At 75.6% G+C, this 17,118-nt stretch carries 18 protein-coding genes and 2 pseudogenes; 9 read left to right on the top strand and 11 right to left on the bottom strand.

Annotated features, from left to right (window positions below):
• Nucleotides 1–8: 8 nt before the first annotated feature.
• Nucleotides 9–1,097, bottom strand: a complete 1,089-nt coding sequence (locus Q0840_RS05185; protein ID WP_298457085.1) for a DNA glycosylase AlkZ-like family protein — start codon at nucleotides 1,095–1,097, stop codon at nucleotides 9–11.
• A 142-nt stretch (nucleotides 1,098–1,239) separates the two neighbouring features.
• Here Q0840_RS05185 and Q0840_RS05180 point away from each other — a divergent pair, with 142 nt between their 5' ends.
• From Q0840_RS05180 to Q0840_RS05170, 3 genes are all read left to right on the top strand, one after another.
• Entirely contained in the window at nucleotides 1,240–1,737 is a 498-nt protein-coding gene (locus Q0840_RS05180) for a DUF2975 domain-containing protein (RefSeq protein ID WP_298457083.1), read from the top strand.
• Nucleotides 1,737–1,943 carry a helix-turn-helix transcriptional regulator gene (locus Q0840_RS05175; protein WP_298457081.1) on the top strand — a complete coding sequence of 69 codons (207 nt, stop codon included), beginning with the start codon at nucleotides 1,737–1,739 and terminating at the stop codon, nucleotides 1,941–1,943. The genes Q0840_RS05180 and Q0840_RS05175 overlap by 1 nt, the downstream gene beginning before the upstream one ends.
• Before the next feature lie 102 nt (nucleotides 1,944–2,045).
• On the top strand, nucleotides 2,046–2,732 hold the full coding sequence (locus Q0840_RS05170) for a DedA family protein (RefSeq protein ID WP_298457080.1): 687 nt from the start codon (nucleotides 2,046–2,048) through the stop codon (nucleotides 2,730–2,732).
• Nucleotides 2,733–2,757: 25 nt separating this feature from the next.
• Here the strand turns inward: Q0840_RS05170 and Q0840_RS05165 are convergent, their stop codons facing one another.
• From Q0840_RS05165 to Q0840_RS05140, 6 genes and pseudogenes are all read right to left on the bottom strand, one after another.
• Nucleotides 2,758–3,426 carry a M23 family metallopeptidase gene (locus tag Q0840_RS05165; protein WP_298457079.1) on the bottom strand — a complete coding sequence of 223 codons (669 nt, stop codon included), beginning with the start codon at nucleotides 3,424–3,426 and terminating at the stop codon, nucleotides 2,758–2,760.
• A 13-nt stretch (nucleotides 3,427–3,439) separates the two neighbouring features.
• Nucleotides 3,440–4,300 carry an ABC transporter permease gene (locus Q0840_RS05160; RefSeq protein WP_298457078.1) on the bottom strand — a complete coding sequence of 287 codons (861 nt, stop codon included), beginning with the start codon at nucleotides 4,298–4,300 and terminating at the stop codon, nucleotides 3,440–3,442.
• On the bottom strand, nucleotides 4,297–5,418 hold the full coding sequence (locus Q0840_RS05155; protein ID WP_298457076.1) for an ABC transporter ATP-binding protein: 1,122 nt from the start codon (nucleotides 5,416–5,418) through the stop codon (nucleotides 4,297–4,299). Before Q0840_RS05155 ends, Q0840_RS05160 begins: the two co-directional genes overlap by 4 nt.
• Before the next feature lie 2 nt (nucleotides 5,419–5,420).
• Complete coding sequence (locus tag Q0840_RS05150; RefSeq protein WP_298457074.1) at nucleotides 5,421–6,410, bottom strand: hypothetical protein; 990 nt, start codon at nucleotides 6,408–6,410, stop codon at nucleotides 5,421–5,423.
• A gap of 507 nt (nucleotides 6,411–6,917) precedes the next feature.
• Nucleotides 6,918–7,058, bottom strand: a pseudogene (locus Q0840_RS05145) (DivIVA domain-containing protein); the annotation flags it as partial.
• Between the two features lie 27 nt (nucleotides 7,059–7,085).
• A pseudogene (locus Q0840_RS05140) lies at nucleotides 7,086–7,346 on the bottom strand (DivIVA domain-containing protein); the annotation flags it as partial.
• 81 nt (nucleotides 7,347–7,427) lie between these two features.
• On the opposite strand from Q0840_RS05140, the gene Q0840_RS05135 reads away from it, so the two are divergent.
• The 3 genes from Q0840_RS05135 to Q0840_RS05125 all read left to right on the top strand — a co-directional run bounded on the left by Q0840_RS05135 (nucleotide 7,428) and on the right by Q0840_RS05125 (nucleotide 10,173).
• Nucleotides 7,428–8,399, top strand: coding sequence for an oxygenase MpaB family protein (locus Q0840_RS05135; RefSeq protein WP_298457072.1), 972 nt, complete (start codon nucleotides 7,428–7,430; stop codon nucleotides 8,397–8,399).
• A gap of 206 nt (nucleotides 8,400–8,605) precedes the next feature.
• On the top strand, nucleotides 8,606–9,463 hold the full coding sequence (locus Q0840_RS05130; protein ID WP_298457070.1) for a hypothetical protein: 858 nt from the start codon (nucleotides 8,606–8,608) through the stop codon (nucleotides 9,461–9,463).
• An 11-nt stretch (nucleotides 9,464–9,474) separates the two neighbouring features.
• Complete coding sequence (locus tag Q0840_RS05125) at nucleotides 9,475–10,173, top strand: class F sortase (protein ID WP_298457068.1); 699 nt, start codon at nucleotides 9,475–9,477, stop codon at nucleotides 10,171–10,173.
• Nucleotides 10,174–10,221: 48 nt separating this feature from the next.
• Here Q0840_RS05125 and Q0840_RS05120 read toward each other — a convergent pair whose 3' ends face one another.
• Both Q0840_RS05120 and zapE read right to left on the bottom strand, forming a co-directional pair.
• On the bottom strand, nucleotides 10,222–10,953 hold the full coding sequence (locus Q0840_RS05120) for a glutamine amidotransferase (RefSeq protein ID WP_298457065.1): 732 nt from the start codon (nucleotides 10,951–10,953) through the stop codon (nucleotides 10,222–10,224).
• Between the two features lie 115 nt (nucleotides 10,954–11,068).
• Nucleotides 11,069–12,118, bottom strand: coding sequence for a cell division protein ZapE (gene zapE, locus Q0840_RS05115; protein WP_298457244.1), 1,050 nt, complete (start codon nucleotides 12,116–12,118; stop codon nucleotides 11,069–11,071).
• A gap of 72 nt (nucleotides 12,119–12,190) precedes the next feature.
• Between zapE and Q0840_RS05110 the strand changes: the two genes are divergently transcribed.
• The gene (locus tag Q0840_RS05110) at nucleotides 12,191–13,015 is read left to right on the top strand and encodes a dihydrofolate reductase family protein (RefSeq protein ID WP_298457063.1); all 825 of its coding nucleotides are present in this window, start codon (nucleotides 12,191–12,193) and stop codon (nucleotides 13,013–13,015) included.
• A gap of 10 nt (nucleotides 13,016–13,025) precedes the next feature.
• Nucleotides 13,026–13,559 (top strand): hypothetical protein, encoded by a 534-nt coding sequence (locus Q0840_RS05105; RefSeq protein WP_298457061.1) that lies wholly within the window; start codon nucleotides 13,026–13,028, stop codon nucleotides 13,557–13,559.
• Between the two features lie 37 nt (nucleotides 13,560–13,596).
• Here the strand turns inward: Q0840_RS05105 and Q0840_RS05100 are convergent, their stop codons facing one another.
• Together Q0840_RS05100 and gndA are read right to left on the bottom strand one after the other, a co-directional pair.
• Complete coding sequence (locus tag Q0840_RS05100) at nucleotides 13,597–14,859, bottom strand: hypothetical protein (protein ID WP_298457059.1); 1,263 nt, start codon at nucleotides 14,857–14,859, stop codon at nucleotides 13,597–13,599.
• Nucleotides 14,856–16,292, bottom strand: a complete 1,437-nt coding sequence (gene gndA, locus Q0840_RS05095) for an NADP-dependent phosphogluconate dehydrogenase (protein ID WP_298457057.1) — start codon at nucleotides 16,290–16,292, stop codon at nucleotides 14,856–14,858. Before gndA ends, Q0840_RS05100 begins: the two co-directional genes overlap by 4 nt.
• A gap of 118 nt (nucleotides 16,293–16,410) precedes the next feature.
• Between gndA and Q0840_RS05090 the strand changes: the two genes are divergently transcribed.
• Nucleotides 16,411–16,983: a DUF3000 domain-containing protein gene (locus Q0840_RS05090; protein WP_298457242.1), complete on the top strand. Its 573-nt coding sequence runs from the start codon at nucleotides 16,411–16,413 to the stop codon at nucleotides 16,981–16,983.
• Nucleotides 16,984–17,118: the final 135 nt, after the last annotated feature.

Genomic DNA, 17,118 nt, shown 5'->3' with positions numbered 1-17,118 from the left:
ACGACCGGTCACGCGTCCGCGCGCGTGACGCCCAGGCCGAGCCAGGCCGCCAGCGCCTCGATCTCCGCGTCGACGTCGTCGGCCATGGCCGGGGTGAACGGCACGTCGCGGTGGAGCGCGTGGACGGTGAGCGCGCCGGCCTTGCGGTCCGCGGTCGCGTCGAGCTTGCCGACGAGGCGGTCGCCGTGCAGCACCGGCAGGGCGAAGTAGCCCCAGCGCCGCTTGGCCTGGGGCTTGTACATCTCCAGGGTGTAGTCGAAGTCGAACAGCTCCAGCGCGCGGGCGCGGTCGTGCACGAGCCGGTCGAACGGCGAGAGCAGCGCGGTTCGGCCGTCCCACGACCCGTCGAGCGCCGCCGGGTCGACGCGCCACTCCCCCACGGTCCCCTCGACGGTCGCCGCCTCGCCGGCGTCGCCGACGTCGGCCGGCTCGACCGGCTGGCCCGTCGTCGACGCGCGGGCGATCCCCAGGGCGGCCAGACGCCTCGCGTCGCGCCGGCGCACCGCCTCGTCGTGGGGCACCTCGCCGAGGTCCATCGCCAGCACCCGCTCGGCGAGGTCCCACCGGCGCTGGCGGCCCTGCCGTCCGGTCACCGCGACCTCGCCACGGGCCGCGAGGATCTCCAGCATCTGCGTCACGTTGCGGTTGTTCGTCCACCCCGTCGACGGCCACGGGACGACGCTGAGGTCCGGCACGTCCCGCGACAGGGTCGGGCCCCGGTCGCGCAGCCCGTCCAGCACGGCGCGCCGGAACGAGGCGTTCGCCTCCAGCCACTCACGCGCCTGGCGGTGCTGCGGCGCGCGGGCCATCTGCGCCCGGTACAGCGGCAGGTCCGCCATCAGCCGCACCGTGGCCCGGAACTCGAACACCGTGCGGTCCTCGTCGAGGGCGCGCTGCAGGTGCGCCGGCTGGTAGGCCCCGCCCAGCCGGGTCCAGGCGACCAGATCGGCGCTCGGCGCGACGGCCGCCGTCGGGTCGAGCTGCAGGAACGTCAGCCGCCTGACCACGTCGAGCAGGTCGGCGGGGCGTCCGGCGTCCAGCAGCTGCGCGCGGACCGCGACCCGCCGCGCCTGCTCACGGCTGAGGTGGTGTGTCATGACGGCACGCTAGCCGTGACGGCGGCGGCCGGGCGGCTGCCGGGCAACGAGCGGCGCACCGCGGCTGCCGGTCGACCTCCGGCTCGCGCGGACGCGCGTGTCGTCTATTGACTTTCGATAGATGCTCGCCGATCCTCGATGCATGAACCTGACGCATAACGTGGTGGGACTCCTGCGCGTCCTGCTCGTCCTGCTGTTCGCCGCCTGCGTGGTCGGGCAGACCCTCTCCGTGCCCGGCCAGTTCTCCGACGTCGGGCAGGGGTCCGGGGCGATGGCGGGCCTGCGCTGGCCGCTGACCGTCGTCGGCGTGCTGGAGCTGCTGTGCGTCCAGGTCGTCATCGTGTGCACCTGGAAGCTGCTGACCATGGTCAAGGCGGACCGGATCTTCAGCCGGGACGCCTTCGTCTGGGTGGACGGGATCGTCTGGGCGATCACCGCGGCCTGGCTGCTGCTGGCCGGCATCGCCACCGCGCTGACGGTGGTCATCTACGTCACGCCCGAGCTGCGCGACCCCGGGACGCCGATGCTGCTGTTCGGGCTGGTGCTGGTCGGCGGCGTCGTCGTCATGCTGATGATCGTCATGCGCGCGCTGCTGCGGCAGGCGGCGGCGCTGCGCACCGACATGGATGCGGTCATCTGATGCCCATCGTCGTGCGCATCGACGTCGAGCTCGCCAAGCGGAAGATGAGCGTCGGCGAGTTCGCCGAACGCGTGGGCCTGACGCCCGCGAACGTCGCCGTGCTGAAGAACGGCCGGGCCAAGGCCGTGCGGTTCAGCACGCTGGAGGCCATGTGCCGGGTGCTCCAGTGCCAGCCCGGCGACCTGCTCGAGTGGGTCGACGAGTGACCGGCGCCAGGCGCCCGGTGCGGCCGCCGGCGGACCGTCCGGGGCCGGTGCACCCGGCGGCCGCACCCGCCGCGCCGCGCGCCGCCGGACCGAGGGTGCGGCGTGCCTGAGCTCGCCGCGTGGGCCGACGTCGCCGCCGGGTCACCGTGGGTGCTCGTCCTGCTGTGGCTGACGACGACGCTCGACGGCGTGCTGCCCCTGGTCCCCAGCGAGTCGCTGGTGATCGGGCTCGCGGCGCTGCCGGCGGTCAGCGGTCGTCCCTCGCTCTGGCTGCTGGGGGCCGCAGCCGCCGCCGGCGCGTTCTGCGGCGACCAGCTCGCCTACTCCTTCGGCCGACGGGTGCCGCTGCGCGGCCTGCGGGTGCTGCGGTCCGCCCGCGGGCAGCGGGCCGTCGACCGCGCCGAGCGCGCGCTGCGGCACCGCGGGGCCGCCTTCATCATCGGGGCCCGCTTCGTCCCCGGCGGCCGGGTCGCGGTCGCGATGGCCGCCGGCGCCGCGCGGTTCTCCCGTCGCCGGTTCAGCGCCATCGCGGCCGTCGCAGCCCTGCTGTGGTCGGCCTACTCGCTGGCGCTGGGTGTGGGGGCCGGGCAGCTGCTGGACCGCCACCACCCGGTGGTCGGCGTGGTGGCCGGTGTGGCCGGTGGCCTGCTGACCGGGGCCGTCGTCGACCGGGTGCTGCAGCGGCTGAGCCGCACCCGCGGGGCCGGTCGCGCCGCGCCCCCCGCCCCTGCGGCGGCCCCGCCGGCGACGCCCGCAGTCGTCGGTGCGGACCCGTGCGGACCCCGCTGACCGGGCGTCGTCGCCGGCGCTGCGCTCAGGCCTCGACGACCTCCCCCTCGCCCGGCACCCGGGGCGGCCCGGCGCGCCGGCGGAATGCGAGCGGCAGCCCGCGGGCCACCTCCCACCGGATGGAGTCGCAGACCTGCAGGTGCACGTGCGGCTCGGTGCTGTTGCCGGAGTTCCCGCACTCACCCACCAGGTCCCCCGTCCGCACCCGGTCCCCGGGGCGCACCCGCACGGTGCCCGCGCGCAGGTGAGCCAGCAGCACGTACGGCCCACCCTCGCCCACGGCGATCACGACGTGGTTGCCGGCGACCGCCGGGGCGCCCGCGCGGACGCGTCCGGCCTGGCCGAGCGCGTACGGGACGAGGGTCAGGGCCGAGCGCCGGGCGTGGTGGTCGGGCTCGCCGTCGTGCGCGAGGACCACCGTGCCGGACACCGGCGCGAGGACGGGCCGGCCGAACCCGACGACGAGCTCGGGCGGCTCGGGGGCCACCAGGCGGCGCCAGGTGCGCGGCGCGGAGCGGCCGGCGTCGTCCACGGGGACGAAGTCGATCGCGTGCGAGGTGCCGAAGGACCAGGTCCCGTGGCTGGGCACCCGTCGGGCCGGGCTGTTCTCGACCCGCCAGCGCCCACCGGCACGCTCGAACGGCAGGTCGAGCACGACCGCGCCGCGGGGCAGGTCACCCTGACCATCACCCATCGCCCGGACTCGCTCACAGGTCCTTGCGCTGGAACGAGGCGGCAGCGACGGCCCACACCAGGGCCACCCACACCGCCGCCCAGGCGAGGTAGCCCGGGCTCAGCGGCGCCACGCCGAGGAACGGGAAGGCCCCGACCTCGTCGCCGCCCATCTGGACCAACGCGGAGGGGTCCTGGAAGGCGTGCATCGCGCCCCGCCACAGGCCGTCGGTCGGCAGCAGCATGCGCGACACCGTGCCCACCCGGGCGACCGCGTCGTTGCCGAGCGACGACCCGATGCCGCCCACCACACCGGCGATCCATGTCGCACCGAAGATGCCGACCGCCACCACGCCCGAGGCCATCGGCGAGATCAGCGTGGACAGCAGCAGCGCCAGGGTCAGGAGCACGACCGTCTGCGCGGCCAGCAGGGCGAGGGCGACGGCGGGCTGCGGCGGCCAGTAGTCCACCGTCACCAGGACGACGAGGCACTGCGCCAGGCCGGCGACGACGACGAACCCGGTCCCGAACGTCACCAGCCCGAGCCACTTGCCCAGCAGCACGGCCGGGCGCCGGACCGGGCGCGCCAGCACCGCCAGGGCGATGCCGGACTCGGTCTCGCCCGACAGCGTCGGCCCGGCGAGGAAGGCGGTGCCCAGGGCCGCGATCAGGCTGAACCCGAACATGACCAGGTTGAGCACGATCGAGGCGGTCAGCCGGGCCTCCCCGCTGGTCAGCCCGCTCTCGCCGGCCTCGGCCGCGAGCCGCGAGAAGCCCCAGCCGCTGAGCGCGAGCAGCACCACGGTCAGCCCGGCGACGGCCAGCACGACCCGGCGCCGCGAGGCCTCGCGCAGCGTCAGTGCCGCGATGGTCAGGACGGTCCGGCTCGTGCTCACTGCTCCCCCTCGGTGGGTCGTCCGGCGGTGCCCGCGCGCAGGATGCCGAGCAGACGCTCCTCCAGGCTGATCCGGCCCGGCTCGACCGCGTGCACGCGCGCTCCCAGGCCCACCAGGTCACGGACCAGGTCCGGGACGGCGAGCCCGTCACCGGTCGGCCCGTCACCGCCCGGCCCACCGTCGCCCGGCCCGTCGTCGGCCGGCAGGGCGACCGTGAACCAGTCGCCGACGCGCTCGACGACGCCCGTGGCCCCGAGCCGCTGCTCGGCGGCCGGGCCCAGCTCGGTCAGGTGCAGCCGCACCTCCCGTCGGCCCAGCAGCTCCGGGAGGCTGCCGGACGCGGCGACGCGCCCGGAGTCGAGGATGACGACCCGGTCGCACACGCGCTCCACCTCGCCGATCAGGTGGGAGTTGAGCAGCACCGCGACACCGCGCGACCTCAGGCTCAGCACGATGTCGCGCACGTCTGCGCGGCCGAGCGGGTCCAGCGCACTGGTCGGCTCGTCGAGGATGACGAGCTCGGGCCGCGCCACGAGGGCGACCGCGAGGCCCAGTCGCTGCTGCATGCCCTTGGAGAACCCGCCGAGCCGGTCGCCGGTCCGCCCGGCGAGCCCGACCAGGGAGAGGCAGTCGCGCTGCTCGGCCACGGGGACGCTCGCCCCGGCCAGCCGCACGTGCAGGGCGAGCACCTCCGCCGGCGTCAGCCACGGCTGGTAGCGGAACAGCTCGGGGAGGTAGCCCACGCGGGCGCGGGCGGCCGGGTCGGTCGAGGGCCGGCCCAGGATCATGGCCTCGCCCGCGTCCGGCCGGGCCAGACCCAGGAGCATCTTGATGACCGTCGTCTTGCCGGCGCCGTTGGGGCCGAGCAGCCCGACCACCTCGCCGCGCGCGACCTCCAGCGACACGTCGCGGACGGCCGGACGGCGCCCGTACCCCTTGCGCAGGCCCGCGCACCAGATCGCGGGTGCGGGCGGCAGCCCGGCCACCAGGCGAGCGGCGTCCGCGCGGGCGGCGTCGGGTCGGGGGGCGTCGGGCCGGGCGGCGTCGGGCAGGGCGGCGTCGGGCCGGGGGGCGTCGACCGCCTCGCGGCTCGCCCCGGCGCCGGTTCCCTCGGCCACGGTCAGCGCAGCCCGCGGGCGACGGCGAGCACCTCGTCGACATCCAGCGGACCGCCGACGGCGGTGACCACCCCGTCCTGCACCCACACCACGGCCGAGATCGTCCCGTCGCGGGTGGTCAGCACGGTGGCAGGCACCCCGTGGACGTCCGCGGTCGACGTCGTGACGAGGTCGACTGGCACCGGCAGCGGCAGGGTGGCGCGGTCCGCGGTGACCGTGCGCAGCTGCGCCGCGACGTCGTCGGGCACGCCGGGCAGCGACAGCAGGTAGTCGCGCGCGGTCTCCAGCGGCACCCCGCTGGAGGAGGCCGACGGCGCGACCGCGCGGCCGACGACGAGGGACGGTCCCCCGGCGCCGCCGGACCACACCTGGGCCACGCCGGGACCGGCGACCAGGCGCAGCTCGCTCCCGTCCAGACCGGGCGGCGGGGACGGCAGCGTCGTGCCCGCGTCGGCGGCCACCTGGGCGGCGCGCTCGGCCGAGAAGGTCAGCGTCACGCCCACCTCACCGGCCACATGGTGCGCCGGCTCGCCGGTCACCCCGCGCGGCAGGCGTGTGGACTGCGGCACCTCCAGGCCGGTCGCCGCCTCGGCGGCCGCCGCGTCGGCGACACCGCGCAGGTCGTCGTCGCCGCTCACCACGACGTCGCCGTACGCGCTGAGGTCCGGCAGCGCGACCAGGTCCGCGGCGGCCACGCCGACCGGCGCCACCCCCTCGGTGCGGAAGACGGGCAGCCAGTCCTGGGCGGCCGCCGTCGCGCCGCCGGCGAGGACCGTGACGACGGCCAGGACGGCGACGGCCGGACGGCGCAGCACGTCACGGAACGGGCCGGCGCCGGGCGTCGCCGGCCGCTCGCCGACGTCGCGGCGGCGCGCCGCCACCAGCCCGTCCAGGCACTGCGGGCATCCGACGACGTGGTCACGGTCGGGGTCGGCGACGGCGGCGGGCTGCTCGGCCAGTCGGCGCAGCACCTCGGCGGACGGATGGCGCATGACGACGATCTCCTCGGCTGGGCGGTCGGGGCTGGGCGGTCGCGGCTGGGTCGTCGCCGTGGCGAGCACGCCCGATGCATCGAGTCTCGCGCGGTCTCTATCGAGAGTCAATAGGTACGGGCTACGCTTCGTCGCCGACGCACCCTCCGCCTGGACCGGTCGACCCGACCGCGGGCCGGTGGCGAGTCACTCCCCGAGGGCGGCGGCGATCTCGTCCAGGAGCGGGTCCACGAGCGGCCGGGCGTACCCCGGTCGCCACCAGGTGGCGGTCAGGGTCGCGCCCCGGAGGTCGCGCCCCGTCATCCGCGGGGTGCTGCCGCGCTCGCGCCGGTCGAGCTCGGTGGCCGCACGCTCCAGCAGGTCCTCGACGTCGGTCGTCGACAGGCCCGGTGCCAGGCGTACCGGCGTGAGCCCACGCTGCGCGGTCCGGATCCAGCCCCCGCCCGACTCGTCGGGCGGGGCGGCACCCGCGGCGCGGCGGGCGACCCGCAGCCGGGTGTGGTGCTCACGCAGGGCCAGGATGACGGTGTCCAGGAAGTCGTCCACCTGGTCCTGGTCGTACCCGTCGCGGAACTTCGTCGCGGCGAACCTGGCGTTGAGCACGTCGTCGGCGCCGAGCGTGTGCGGGCCGACGCGTCCAGCGGCCAGCTCGTCGAGACTGACCGCGACGCGGTCGAGCAGTGCGTCGACCTCCGCGGGCTCGTAGCCCTCACGGAACCGGGTGGACGCGAACCGCGCGGCGCGGACGTCGTGGGAGGTGGGGGAAGGCACGCGGGGACCTCTCGCTCGGTGGGACGGTGGGGCCGCGGCACGGCGACCTCGGGCGGCACGGCCCGCCTGCCCATCGACCAGCCGCCCCGCTGGATGAACCCCGGCCCACGGCGCCGTGAGCCGCGCCGGCCGCCGTAGGGTGGCCGCCGGACCGGTGCACGGCATCCGCCGCCCGGACCCTGCGCGCCAGCGTGGGACGCCCGCGCGGCCACCACGGGAGCGCACGCAGCAGCGAAGGAGGTGCCAGTGCCCGGGCTGAGTGACTTCTTCCCGCCGGCACCGTCCCCCGGGCACCCCGGTGATCCGGGCCTGTTCGGTCCCGGATCCGCGGCCTGGCGCATCGGACGCGAGCGACTGCTGCTCGCCGCCGGGCCCGCCGCCCTGCTGCTGCAGGTGGCGCACCCGCTGGTGGCCGCCGGTGTCGCGGCGCACAGCGACTTCACCGCGGACCCGCTGCGCCGGCTGCAGGGAACCCTGGACGCCGTGCTCACCGTCACCTTCGGCGACACCGCCCAGGTCCGCCAGGCGGCGCGGCACGTCGCGCGCCGGCACCGGCCCGTGCAGGGCACGCTGCCGGTCACGACCGGCCCGATCGCCGCGGGCACGAGGTACCGGGCCACCGACGCCGACCTCGCGCTCTGGGTCTTCGTGACCCTGCTCTGGACGTCCGTGACCGTGACGGACCGCTTCGCGCGGCCGGTCGGCCGGCTCGAGCGCGACGCGTACCTGCGCGACCTGAGCCGGGCGGGGCGCCTCTTCGGCGTCCCGGCCGGGACGGTCCCGGGCGACTGGGCCGCGCTCGAGCAGTACGTCCGCGACCAGGTGCGCCAGGTCCTCACCGTCGGTCCCGCGGCGTCCCGGCTCGCCGCCGACGTGCTGCGCCCGGACCCGCCGCTGGTCGCCCCGCCGCTGCGGCGGCTGCCCGCGCTGCTCGCCGCGGACCTGCTGCCCGCCGCGGTCCGCGAGGCGTACGGGCTGCCGTGGCGACGGCGCGACCGGGCGGCCGTGCAGGTCGTGCGGTCGGCGACGCGGCACGCCGTGCCGTTGCTCCCGCCGGCCGTCCGGTACTGGCCGCACCACCTCGTGGCGGTGGACCGCCTCCGAGCCGGGGAGCCGGCGCCGCCGGCGCCGGCGCCGGCGCCGGCACGAGCGGCGGGAGAGGAGCCCGTGGGCCGGTCCGCCGGCGGAACGCCCGCCGGCACGACGTCGGCACCCTGACCGGCTCGTCCCGTCGGGCCCGGCACGACATCGCGGGACCGGCCCGGCGCTCCGGGTGCGTGCCCGCGACCTTCCGCCGCACCCGCCGTCAACTCCGCCTGTGAAACCCTTGATCAACTCCTGTGAGTGTGCTGTGTGACCGAACCCTCTACCATCGACCCGCGCCGTCGAACCTCCTCGTCGGCCCACTCGAGAGGCGGAAGAATTTGACCCCGACGACACGCAAGCTCCTGGCTGTCCCCGCGATGGGCTTCGCCGCGATGCTCGCCATGGCCGGCCCCGCGGTGGCGGCCGAGGGCATCGCCGCCGGTGAGCTCCTGCCCGTCCCGCTCAACGGTGAGGACGACGGCGCCGCGGCGCTCGTGGTCGAGGTGTCCGGGACCACGGTCTCGTTCGCGCTCGCCGCGGAGAACCTCGCCGACGGCCCCCACGCCGCACACATCCACTTCGGCGCCGACGCCGCCCACGCGTGCCCCACCGAGGACGCGGACACCAACGACGACGGGCAGATCCTGACGTCCGAGGGCGTTCCGCTCTACGGCGGCATCGTCCTGTCGCTGACCACCGAGGGTGACACGTCGCCGGCTTCGGCCCTCGACGTCCCGCGCTTCGCGACCGGGTCGGACTTCGAGTACCTCCGCGAGGAGATCGAGGTCACCGAGGACGTCGCCGCGGCGCTGCTGTCCGGCCAGGCCGTCGCGGTCGTGCACGGCGTCGATGCCGACGGCAGCGGCACCTACGACGGTCCGCCGTCGGAGCTCGACCCGTCGGTCCCCGAGGAGGCCACGCTGCCGGCACTGTGCGGCGTCGTGCTCGCCGAGGTGGCGCCGGAGCCGACGCCCACCCCGACGCCGACCCCGACCACGCCGGCGACCCCCGCACCGACCCCGGCCCCGACCGCTCCGGCCGGTGGCCAGGTCGTCAAGCCGCGGGGCGGCGTGCAGACCGGTGAGGGCTCCACGGCCGGCATCGAGAACGCCGGCCTGATCGGCATGGGCGCCGTCGCCCTGCTGACCGGTGGCGCCGTGCTCGCGCGTCGTCGCCTCTCCGGCGACCGCGGCTGAGGATCTCCGCGTTGACGGACGACGACGGCGCCGGGCCCGGGGGCAGCGCTCCCCGGGCCCGGCGCCCTCGGCGCAGGATCATCACGGCCCTCGCGACGGTCCTCGTCGTGGGCGGCGCCTCGGCGGTCGCCTACGGCGTCGTCGACCAGGACCCGGACCCGGTCGCCCCGCGCCCGGTCGCGGCGTCCTCGCCCACGCCGACGCGGGCCGCTCCCGAGCCCCCGCAGCCCGAGCCGACGCCGACACCGGCGCCGGACCCGCACGCCCCGCCGGTGCGGGTCACCATCCCGGCCATCGGAGTCGACTCCGATCTCACGTACGTCGGCCTCAACCCCGACGGCACCCTGGAGGTGCCGCAGCGAGGTCCTGACTACGACAAGGCCGCGTGGTACGACGGCTCGCCGGTCCCTGGCCAGGTCGGTCCGGCCGTGATCATCGGCCACGTCGACGGCATCGAGGGGCCATCGGTGTTCTACCGGCTCGGCGCGCTCGCGCCCGGGGACATGATCGACGTGGCCCGGCAGGACGGCTCCACGGCCCGGTTCGTCGTGGACTCGGTGCAGGCGTTCCCGAAGAACGCCTTCCCCACCGACCTGGTCTACGGCGACACCAGTCGGCCCGAGCTGCGGCTGATCACCTGCGGTGGGGAGTTCGACCGGTCGGCGCAGAGCCATGTGGACAACACCGTGGTGTTCGCCCACCAGGTCTGACAGCCGGGCGGGGCCCGGACAGCCGGCCCCGCCGAGGGGCCGGTGGGCTCAGCGGGCGTACCGGTGCACGAAGGCGGTGAGCAGCCGCGGTGGGTGCACGACGTGCGACGTCTGCAGCGCGTCGACGACCCGTTCGAGGTCGTCGGCGGGGAAGTACCCCGCCCCCGAGTAGATCCGCACCCGGTCGACGATCCCGGGCACGTCGAGCTCGGGGTGGAACTGCGTCGCGTACAGGTTGCGCCGCACCCGGAACGCCTGCACCGGGCACCCGGGGGACGACGCGAGGACGACGGCATGCGGCGGCGTCTGCGCCAGCGCCTCCTTGTGGCCGACGAAGGCGTCGAAGACCGGTGGCAGCACGCCGAAGACCGGGTCCGCACGCCCGTCCGCCGTCAGCGTCACGGGCACCGCCCCCACCGGCTCGCCGTACGTCCGGTCGACGACGCCGCCCTGGTGGACCCCCAGGGTCCCGATGCCGTAGCAGGCGCCGAGGAACGGGATGTCCCGCTCGGCCACGACGTCGAGGAGCACGGCGAGCTCGCGCTCCACGCGGCGCTGCACGTCGGACTTCTCGTCCTCGGGGTCGCTGGTGCAGAACGGGCTGCCGCCGACGACCACGCCCGACCACTGCGCGAGGTCCAGGGCCGGCAGGGGGCCCTGCTCGAGCCTGATCTGGTGCAGCCCGTCGTGGGCGAGCCCACCGAACCGCCGGAAGGCCTCGTACTCCCCCGCAGCCGCGTCGGCGTCCGCACGGGTGGACAGCAGCAGGAACGGCCTCACGACCGTCGAGCGTATCCGCCGGACGGCTCCGGCGTGCCGACCGGGGGTCTCCGGCGTCAGAGCCCGTCCGGTGCGCGCAGCGCGGCGGGGGCCGTCCCGGCGTCGCCGTCGCGCGTCAGGCGGCCCGGGACCGACCCTGCTCGGCCAGGGCACCGAGCCGGGACAGCGCCCGGTAGTACTTCTTGCGGTAGCCGCCCGCGAGCATCTCCGCCGGGAACAGCCCCTGCACCCCGCTGCCGCCCAGCAGCACCGGCACGTCGCGGTCGTAGAGCCGGTCGACGAGCACGACCAGCCGCAGCGCGGTGCTCTGGTGCTCGACCGGGCGGACCCCGGTCAGGCCCACCAGCGCGACGTCGTCCAGCAGGGCGCCGTACCGGCTGGGGTGGATCTGGGCGAGGTGGTCCAGCAGCTCGGTGAAGCCGTCGACGGTCGCCCCCGGCCGCCCAGCGGCCGTCGCGCGGACGACGTCGTCGGGCAGGCCGCCGAGGTCGGTGACCGGGACCCGGTGCCGGTAGTCCTCGCCGTCGACCCGCAGCACCTCGAACCGGTCGGCCAGGGCCTGGATCTCACGCAGGAAGTCCTCAGCGGCGAAGCGCCCCTCGCCGAGCGAGCCGGGCAGCGTGTTCGACGTCGCCGCGAGCGACACGTCCCGGTCCGCGAGCTCGCGCAGCAGCCGGGACATCAGCACGGTGTCGCCCGGGTCGTCGAGCTCGAACTCGTCGATCGCCACCAGGCGGCGGGCGCCGAGCGCCTCCACCGTGGGACCGAACCCCAACGCGCCGACCAGGTTCGTGTACTCCACGAACGTCCCGTAGGCGCTCGCCTCCGGACCGACCGCGCGCACCAGGGAGGTCAGCAGGTGCGTCTTGCCGACGCCGAACCCGCCGTCGAGGTACACCGCGGCCGGGGCGGCGCGGCGGCGCAGGCCGAACCAGCCACCGCCCGCGCCGGCGCGCCCCACCTCCGAGGCCACCGCGCGCAGCCGCTCGACCGCGCGGGCCTGGCTCGGGTACGCCGGGTCGGGCCGGTAGGTGTCGAACGACTCGTCGGCGAAGTGCCGCGGCGGGACGAGCTCGGCCAGCAGCCGCTCGGTGGGTACCCGGGGGTTGCGGGCGGTCAGGCTGGCAGCGGTCGGCCCGCCGGGCACGGTGGGGACGGTCGGCATGGTCACGGTCGACCAGCCTAGGCAGGTGCCCGGCTCCGTGCCCGGCACGGGCTGCGCACCTAGCCTGGGCCCGTGCACCCTGCCCCCGGTCCGGTCCTCGACGTCCTGCTGCCGGTCGGCAGCCCACGGCCACGGGTCGAGGTGGAGCCCGGCGAGCCGGTCCTGACCGAGCTCTACGCGCACCCCGCCCCGGCCGGGGCCGGGGCATGGGTGCGCGCCAACATGATCGGGACGCTCGACGGCGCGGCGACCGGCAGCGACGGCCGGTCGGGGTCCATCAACGGGCCCGCGGACCACCGCGTCTTCGCGGTGCTCCGGTCGCTCGCCGACGTCGTCCTGGTGGGTGCGGGCACGGTCCGCGCCGAGGGGTACGGCGAGCTGCCGGTCCGGGACGACCTGCGTCGCGCCCGGGCCGACCGCGGGCAGCGCCCGGAGCTCGAGCTCGCGGTGGTGACCCGCTCCGGCGCGCTCCCCGACCACCTCCTGGACGCCGGCCGTCCGCCGTGGGTGCTCACCGTGGAGGACCGGCCCGACCTGGACGCGCTGCGGCGCCGTGTCGGCGCCGAGCGTGTGCTGGCGGCCGGCGTGGGCGATGTCGACCTGGCGGCGGCGCTGCGCCTGCTGGCCGCACGGGGACTGCCGCGGGTGCTGACCGAGGGCGGCCCGCGCCTGCTCGGCGACCTGCTGGCGGCCGGGCTCGTCGACGACCTGTGCCTGACGACGACCCCGTGCCTGGTCGGCGGCACCGCTCGGCGCGTGGTGGACCGCGACGACTGGCTGGCTCCCCCGGAGACGGCACGCTGCGCCCACCTGCTGCACAGCGACGGCGTGCTGCTCGGCCGCTGGCTGCTCACCGCGCCCGGGGCCCGGGCCGTCGAGCCGCGCACGCTCGACTAGGGTCGTGCGGGTGACCGCACCCACGTCCGGCCCGGCCGCCCCGGGCCCCGCCGACCCGCTCGCCCGCACCGTCGTCGTCCTCACCGAGGACACCCTGACGCCGGCCGACGCCCAGCACATCACCGCCCTGCACACCCAGGTCGACGTCGACTACCGGGTGCTCGTCCCGGCTGACACCGAGCGCAACCTGCTGGTGTCCGTGGTCGACCACCTCGGGCTGGGTGAGCTGCGCGAGGCGCTCGACGAGGTGCTCGGTCGTGAGCCGCGGCCCGCTGAGGCCAGGGCGGAGGCCGCCGAGCAGCTCGCCGGCAGCCTGCAGGTGCTCACCGCCGCCGGCGCGACCGCGGAGGGCGACGTCGTCGGCGACGACCCGATCCCGGTGCTCGCGGCGGAGGTGGCCCGCGGCGGCGTCCGGGAGATCGTCGTGGTGACCTACCCGCACGCGGTCGAGGACACCTTCCACCGTGACTGGGCGTCCCGGGCGCGCGAGGAGCTGCGTGTGCCGGTCCTGCACCTGTACGCCGGGACCAGCGAGGTCGGCTGACTCCCACGCGGGAGGTGGCCGGCCCCGGCGCGCGCGGTCAGAAGCCGGTGTCGGTCGGCCTCGGGTAGTGGGTGCGGAACTTGCGCACCTGGTTGAGCATCGCCGTGGCGACGTACGCCCGGCGCGACAGGGACGCGTCCGCCGCGTAGCGCAGCGGGTGCGCGACGGCGCCCGCCCGGATCAGGCCCTGCACCTTGGCCCGCAGCGCGGGCTCGCGCACGTACCGCAGCAGCAGCCGGTGCGGCAGGATCGAGTACAGCACCTCGCGGTCGACCACGACCGGATCGACGGTGCGGCCGTGCACGCGGTCGTCGACCAGGAACCGCATGGGATTCGCGCCCGCCGCGGTGACGTAGTAGTTGTTCCGGCCGATGCGCGGGTTGACCTCGAAGAAGCGGTACGAGCCGTCGCGCGGGTCGACCTTGACGTCGAAGTTCGCGAACCCGACGTAGCCGGTCGCGTCCAGGAACCGCCGGGCCTGGTCGAGCATCTCGTCCGAGCGTCCGGTGATCATCGCCGCAGGATTGCCCAGCCCCGACGGGGTGTGCTCCTCGAGCAGCACGTGCGCGGTGCACAGCAGCGTGATCATCCCGCCGTTGTCGACGTACGCGGTGATGGACCGCATCTGGGTGTCGTCGCCGGGGATGAGCTCTTGCACGACGAACCGCCCGCGGAACCCCGCGTCGCGCAGCGAGACCCACAGGGCGTCCAGCTCGGCGGGCGTGGCGATCTCGAAGACCTTCTTCTTGCCCTCGAAGTGCACGTCCTGGTAGTCCGCACTGCTGGCCGCCTTGGCGATCAGCGGGTAGGGGACGTCGACCGGCACCGGCCGCCAGCCCGGCTCGGCCGCCCCGGCGAAGTCCTGCACGACGGTCCGCGGCACCGAGATCCCGAGTCCGGTGCAGATCCCGGCGAACGTCGCCTTGTCCGAGATCCGGCCGAGCAGGTTCTCGGACAGGAACGGCACGACGTAGTGCTTCTCGAGGCGGGCCCGGTGCCGGACCACGACGCGCACCAGCCAGTCCGAGTTCGCCAGCAGGATCAGCCGCTTGCCGGGGTGCTCACCGGCCAGCGACACCAGCCGCTCGACCATGTCGTCCGGGGTGGCGCCGGGACCGAGCAGCACGTTGTCGATGATGCTGGAGCGAGCCACCGGGCCGAGCGCCGCGCCGCTGACGACGATCGACCGGACGCCGTACGCCTCGTGGAAGGAGCGCGCCAGCGCGTACACGCCGATGTCCGCGCCGAGGATGACCGGCTGGAGCAGGGCCTCGTCCTCGTCGGGGCGCGCCTGCGTCACTGGGCGGTCTCGGTGCGGTCGAGCGTCCACTCGGTGTGGAAGGTGCCGGGGCGGTCGGTGCGGGCGTAGGTGTGGGCGCCGAAGAAGTCGCGCTGGGCCTGGATGAGGTTGGCCGGCAGCCGCTCGGCGCGGACCCCGTCGTAGTAGGCCAGCGAGGAGGAGAACGCCGGCACCGGCACCCCGTTCTGCGCGGCGGAGGCCACGATGCGCCGCCAGGCCGCGACGCCGTTGCCGACCGCGCCGGTGAAGTACTCGTCGGCCAGCAGCAGGGGCAGGTCGGGGGTGCGCTCGTAGGCCTCGGTGATCCGGTTGAGGAACCGGGCCCGGATGATGCAGCCCCCGCGCCAGATCCGCGCCATCGCCCCCCGGTCGATGTCCCACCCGAACTCCGCCGACGCGGCCGCGATCTGGTCGAACCCCTGGGAGTACGCCACGACCTTCGAGGCGTACAGCGCCAGGCGCACGTCCTCGATGAACGCGTCCCGGTCGGTGACGTCCCAGGTCGAGGTGTGCGCCGGCAGCACCCCCACCGCCGCCGACCGCTGCGGGGTCGACCCGGACAGGGCCCGGGCAAACGTGGCCTCGGCGATGCCGGTGATCGGCACCCCCAGGTCCAGGGCGTTCTGCACCGTCCACCGCCCGGTGCCCTTCTGCTCGGCGCGGTCGGCGACGACGTCGACGAACGCCCGCCCCGTGGCGGCGTCCACGTGCGCCAGCACCTCGGCGGTGATCTCGATCAGGAACGACTCCAGGTCCCCGGTGTTCCAGTCCGCGAAGATCTGCCCGATCTCGGCAGCCGACGCCCCCAGCCCCTGCTTGAGCAGGTCGTACGCCTCGGCGATCAGCTGCATGTCGGCGTACTCGATGCCGTTGTGCACCATCTTCACGAAGTGCCCGGCACCGTCCGGACCGATGTACGTGCAGCACGGGGTCCCGTCGACCTTCGCCGAGATGTCCTCCAGGATCGGCCCGAGCACCGTGTAGGACTCCCGCGACCCCCCGGGCATGATCGACGGCCCGTTCAACGCCCCCTCCTCACCACCCGACACCCCGGACCCCACGAAGTGCAGGCCGTGAGCCGCCAGCTCCCGCTCACGGCGGATCGTGTCCGGGAAGTGGGCGTTGCCGGCATCGATGACGATGTCGCCCTCCTCCAGCAGCGGCACCAGCTCGGCGATCACCGCGTCCGTGGGCCCACCGGCCTTGACCATGATCACGACCTTGCGCGGCCGCTCCAACGACGCCACGAAGTCGCCCATCGACTCCGACGCCACGAACGTGCCCTCATCCCCGTGATCGGCCACCAGCGACCGCGTCTTGGCGTACGACCGGTTGTGCACCGCCACCGTGTACCCGTGCCGGGCGAAGTTGCGAGCCAGGTTCCGGCCCATCACGGCCAGGCCGGTCACACCGATCTGTGCAGCTGCGGACATGGGTCGGTACTCCTTCACCACGGGGATCTGTCGCGCGTCACCCTAGTCGCGCGCCGCCGTCGCCGATCGGCGCGCCACACCTCGGGACGCGGGCCGCGCCCGTACGCTCGCAGGCGTGATGACGACCGGCCCGGGGGACGTCCCGGCGGAGTTCCTGCGTGCGCTGCACTCGCTGCGCGCGGCCCGGCTGCGGCCGGAGGTGCACCTGGAGGAGGTGCCCGGTCCCGGCCGGATCGCGCCGTACTCGGTCGCGCTGACCGCCGACGTCCGCCTGCCGCGTGACGAGGAGGACCTCGCGGCGGGGCGCTTCGTCGTCCTGCACGACCCGGCCGGGCAGGAGGCGTGGGACGGCACGTTCCGGGTGGTGACGCTGGTGCGCGGGACGCTCGAGCCGGAGGTCGCGACGGACGGCCTGCTCGCGCAGGTGGCCTGGACCTGGCTCGAGGACGCGCTCGCCGGCGCCGGGATCGTCGCGCACGCCGCGGGAGGCACCGTCACCCGGGTGCTGTCCCAGAGCTTCGGTGCGCTGGCCGACCGCCCCGACGAGGTCGAGGTGGAGATCCGCGCGTCCTGGACGCCGGCCGACGGCGACCTCGGCCCGCACCTGGCCGCGTGGTCCACGTTGCTGTGCACGACGGCGGGCCTGCCCCCGATGCCCGACGGCGTCACGGTGCTCGGCCGCCGGCACTGACCCCCGGCACGTCCCACCGGCACGTCCCCACCGGCACGTCCGACCGGCACGTCCCACCGGCACGTCGTACACCGGCACGTCCGAGCGGCACATCCCCGTGCGCGGGCGACCGCTGTCGCGGGCGGCCCCGACCTC

Source organism: uncultured Cellulomonas sp., assembly GCF_947494015.1.
In the GTDB taxonomy this organism is placed as follows: Bacteria; Actinomycetota; Actinomycetes; order Actinomycetales; family Cellulomonadaceae; genus Pengzhenrongella.
Note: the sequence above shows the minus strand (reverse complement) of the source record. Positions and strands in the feature narration are given on the sequence as shown.

Coding starts and splice junctions, on each gene's coding strand:
- gndA (WP_298457057.1), bottom strand. CDS start 16,292: ATGTCCGCAGCTGCACAGATCGGTGTGACCGGCCTGGCCGTGATGGGC.
- Q0840_RS05165 (WP_298457079.1), bottom strand. CDS start 3,426: ATGGGTGATGGTCAGGGTGACCTGCCCCGCGGCGCGGTCGTGCTCGAC.
- Q0840_RS05175 (WP_298457081.1), top strand. CDS start 1,737: ATGCCCATCGTCGTGCGCATCGACGTCGAGCTCGCCAAGCGGAAGATG.
- Q0840_RS05185 (WP_298457085.1), bottom strand. CDS start 1,097: ATGACACACCACCTCAGCCGTGAGCAGGCGCGGCGGGTCGCGGTCCGC.
- zapE (WP_298457244.1), bottom strand. CDS start 12,118: ATGCCGACCGTCCCCACCGTGCCCGGCGGGCCGACCGCTGCCAGCCTG.
- Q0840_RS05180 (WP_298457083.1), top strand. CDS start 1,240: ATGAACCTGACGCATAACGTGGTGGGACTCCTGCGCGTCCTGCTCGTC.
- Q0840_RS05150 (WP_298457074.1), bottom strand. CDS start 6,410: ATGCGCCATCCGTCCGCCGAGGTGCTGCGCCGACTGGCCGAGCAGCCC.
- Q0840_RS05090 (WP_298457242.1), top strand. CDS start 16,411: ATGACGACCGGCCCGGGGGACGTCCCGGCGGAGTTCCTGCGTGCGCTG.